Consider the following 3,832-nt stretch of genomic DNA (forward strand, 5'->3'; position numbering starts at 1 on the left):
GCCGGACGGCGGGCCGCCGCAGTTCCTCTCCGGCCGGGTCTCCCGCGGGTACACCCGGTTCCGCCGCCGCCGCGCCGTCGGCACCGAGCGGTACGGGCCGCCCGGCTGAGCCGGGCTGGACGATCACGCACCGACCGCCGTCCGCACCCGAGAAGAACGTCGTCCGCCGCCCGGAGCCGTCCGCCCTCCGGGCCCGTCCGACGCAGAGCCAGGAGGCCCGCCGTGCCGCAACCGATCTCGTTCCTCGACAGGGACATTCTCGTCAACGGCGTCTCGACCCAGCAGGTCGCCGGGACGCTCAAGTCCGCCGGGCTCGCCGAGTCGAAGATCGGCGAGATCCTCGGCTGGTGGATCGTCGGGGCGACCGGCAACTCCCGGCCCACGCCGTTCGACTTCGCGACCGACGTGCAGACCGTCGACCCGGACACCGTCGTCACGTACGCGCGCACCTTCGCGCACACCGACTGGGTCGACGGCGAGGACCGGGTGCAGGCCTCCGCGACCCCCGAGGAGCTCGGTTTCAACGCGCGCTTCCACGCGATCGAGAACGAGTTCGACGCCGTCCACGACCAGTTCGTCCGGCTCGCGGCGGCGGTGACGGAACTGCGCTCCGACCTCGTCGGCGTCGTCCACGAGCTGGAGAGCAAGCTCACGGCGCTGCAGAACGACCTGTTCGACCTGCGCTCCCAGACGGCCCCGCGCCCGCAGGTACCGGGCAACCTCGGCGTCCTCGGCACGGTCAAGATCGCCGACAGGACGGCCTTCATCGCCCAGACCGGCAACGACTTCCAGCTTGTCGAGTTCGCCGGCACCACCCTCGGGGAAGCAGTCAAGATCAAGCCGCAGATCGGCAACACCGGCATCGTGTTCCGGCCCCAGGACGCGAGGCCCGACGAGGTGGTCCGGACCGTGGCCGGCCTGGAGGACCTGATGACCGTGCCGACGGTCAGGGAGATCGTCGAGCGCCCGGGCGCCACCGTCGCCGACCTGCGCGCCGTCGTCGGCGGCGCGGTGCTGTCGAACGGGGTCACCGCGGCGTCCGTGCTCGCCGCGCTCCCGGCGGACCAGCAGCTCGGCGGCGTCGCCTCGACCGTCCAGCTCGTGACCGGTGACGTCGTCTCGCGGCTACCGCGGGAGACGGCGACGGCGGTGCTCGGTCAGGTCGTCGTCGACCCGACGGTCGCGAACACCCCGGCCGGTGACCTCGGGACGGCGTCCGGCGCGGTCGTCGGGCTCGGGTCCGGGATCGTCGGCGCGCTCGCGGGCGCCGGGGTCGACACGACGGTCGCAGGCCTCGCCCGCCTCGGCACGACGGACATCGCCCGGCAGCTCGCCACGACCGGGGTGGCGGTGAACAACGACGCGCTGCGGGACGCCGTGGCGCGTAGCCGGATCGTCGCCGCCTTCGGCGCGCCGCGCTGACCATGGCCGGCGCAGCGGCCGCCCGGCCAGCCGATGTCTCGGCAACGGCCGGCTCGTCGCCGTACACCGGGGCGACGAGCGGGACCTGGACCGCGGGCACCCCACAGCTCACAACGTCCGACGTGCTGTCGAGCGACGGCCAGGCGATCGTTGTCGGGGCCAGCTGCTCGTTCACGTTCTCCGGGACGAACGGGCAGACGAACGTGAACGGCAGCTCGACAGTGACCCTCGAGCCCGGCGGCCGAGCGCTCACGGCCGCCGGGGTGTGTCCGCTCGTGGACGGTGACTCTGCCAGGGATTCCTTCGGCAACACGGTCTCCGTGGCATCGAGCGCCTCGCTGGTGACGGACTGACCCGCCACTCACCCCGATGCCGGGACGCCCGGTTCGGGTCGCGTCGTCGCGCGGGTGGCCACCGGTGCGCTCCGCTGGAACCGAGCACCGCCCGCCCGCGATGTCGATCTTGTTGGGGGTCGTCGGGACCGCTGTGTCCAGCAACGGCCGTGCCTGCCGTTGGAACACGGGCCCTACCCAATATGGATCAAGATAACGTGCCTTCTGGATTCTTGACTGATTCCAGAAAACGGGCCAGGGTCGGGGACGTGACTACGGCCTTGGACTTCCGGCAGGCACTGCGCGGGGCCGTCCCGCGTGCGACCCGTCCTCGGATGGCGGTGCTGAGCGCGGTGCACGCGCATCCGTATGCCGGCACGGACTCGCTCGTCGGCGCCGCGCGCGGGCATCTGCCCGGGGTGTCCCACCAGGCCGCGTACGACTCGCTGCGTGCGCTGACGGCCACGAGCCCGGTTCGGCGCGTCCAACCGTCCGGCTCCGTGGCCCGCTACGAGTCGCGGGCAGGAGACAACCACCACCACGTCGGATGCCGGTCGTGCGGTGCCGTCGCTGGCGTCGACTGTGCCGTCGACCGCGCCGTCGGTGAGGCACCCTGCCTGGCCGCGTCCGGCGACCGCGGCTTCTCGATCGACGAGGCCGAGGTCATCTGCTGGGGCCTGTGTACCGGCTGTTCCCCGCACGCAGTTGCTGACCGCCCCTGATCCGCCTAGGCCCGGGAGGAATCTCAATGTCCGAGAACCACGATGCGGTCATACCCGACACGAATACGGAGAGTGGTGGCCAGCGTCCGGTCGCGAACGGGCGTGCCCCGCACCCCACCCAGGGCGGCGGGAACCGCGGCTGGTGGCCGAACCGGCTCAACCTCAGGATCCTTGCCAAGAACCCCGACGTGGCCAACCCCCTCGGCAAGGAGTTCAACTACGCCGAGGCGTTCAGGACCCTCGACCTCGCCGCCGTGAAGCGGGACATCGAGCAGGTCCTGACGACCTCGCAGGACTGGTGGCCGGCTGACTACGGCCACTACGGCCCGCTCATAATCCGGCTGGCGTGGCACAGCGCGGGCACGTACCGCATCAGCGACGGTCGCGGTGGTGCCGGTGCCGGCCAGCAGCGCTTCGCGCCCCTCAACAGCTGGCCGGACAACGCGAACCTCGACAAGGGCCGCCGTCTGCTGTGGCCGGTCAAGAAGAAGTACGGCCAGCAGCTCTCCTGGGCCGACCTGTTCGTCCTCGCCGGCAACGTCGCCCTGGAGTCGCTGGGCTTCACGACCTTCGGCTTCGCCGGTGGCCGTGAGGACGTCTGGGAGCCTGACGAGGACGTCTACTGGGGCCCCGAGGGCGTCTGGCTCGGCGACGAGCGCTACACCGGCGAACGGGAGCTCGAGAACCCCCTCGCCGCGGTCCAGATGGGCCTCATCTACGTCAACCCGGAGGGCCCGAACGGTGCCCCGGACCCGATCGCCGCTGCACGGGACATCCGCGAGACGTTCCGCCGGATGGCGATGAACGACGAGGAGACGGTCGCCCTGATCGCCGGCGGCCACACCTTCGGCAAGACCCACGGCGCGGCCGACGCGGACCGGTACGTCGGCCCGGAGCCCGAGGCCGCCCCCATCGAGGAGCAGGGCCTCGGCTGGAAGAACACCTTCGGCACCGGCAAGGGCGGCGACACGATCACCAGCGGGCTCGAGGGCGCGTGGACGCCCACCCCGGTGACCTGGGACAACAGCTTCCTCGAGACCCTGTTCGGCTACGAGTGGGAGCTGACCAGGAGCCCCGCCGGCGCGTACCAGTGGAAGCCGAAGGACGGCGCCGGCGCCGGCACCGTCCCCGACGCCCACGACCCGTCGAAGCGCCACGCCCCGACGGCGCTGACGACGGACCTCTCCCTCCGGTTCGACCCGATCTACGAGCCCATCGCGCGGCGCTTCCTGGAACACCCGGACCAGTTCGCGGACGCGTTCGCCCGGGCCTGGTTCAAGCTGACGCACCGCGACCTGGGGCCGATCTCGCGTTACCTTGGTCCGGAGGTCCCGACCGAGCCGCTGCTGTGGCAGG

3 protein-coding genes and 1 pseudogene (1 of these 4 running past the window's edge) are annotated in these 3,832 nt (G+C 71.8%); all 4 read left to right on the forward strand.

What is annotated here, in order from left to right; genetic code table 11:
* Positions 1 to 222: 222 nt before the first annotated feature.
* On the forward strand, positions 223 to 1,422 hold the full coding sequence (locus tag FrCorBMG51_RS18715) for a hypothetical protein (protein ID WP_047224359.1): 1,200 nt from the start codon (positions 223 to 225) through the stop codon (positions 1,420 to 1,422).
* 2 nt (positions 1,423 to 1,424) lie between these two features.
* Positions 1,425 to 1,775 carry a hypothetical protein gene (locus tag FrCorBMG51_RS18720; protein WP_047224360.1) on the forward strand — a complete coding sequence of 117 codons (351 nt, stop codon included), beginning with the start codon at positions 1,425 to 1,427 and terminating at the stop codon, positions 1,773 to 1,775.
* A 248-nt stretch (positions 1,776 to 2,023) separates the two neighbouring features.
* Entirely contained in the window at positions 2,024 to 2,476 is a 453-nt protein-coding gene (locus FrCorBMG51_RS18725) for a Fur family transcriptional regulator (protein ID WP_076843858.1), read from the forward strand.
* A 26-nt stretch (positions 2,477 to 2,502) separates the two neighbouring features.
* Positions 2,503 to 3,832: pseudogene (gene katG, locus FrCorBMG51_RS18730) on the forward strand (catalase/peroxidase HPI); it runs 919 nt beyond the window's last position.

This window comes from Protofrankia coriariae, from assembly GCF_001017755.1.
GTDB classification, from domain to species: Bacteria; Actinomycetota; Actinomycetes; order Frankiales; family Frankiaceae; genus Protofrankia; species Protofrankia coriariae.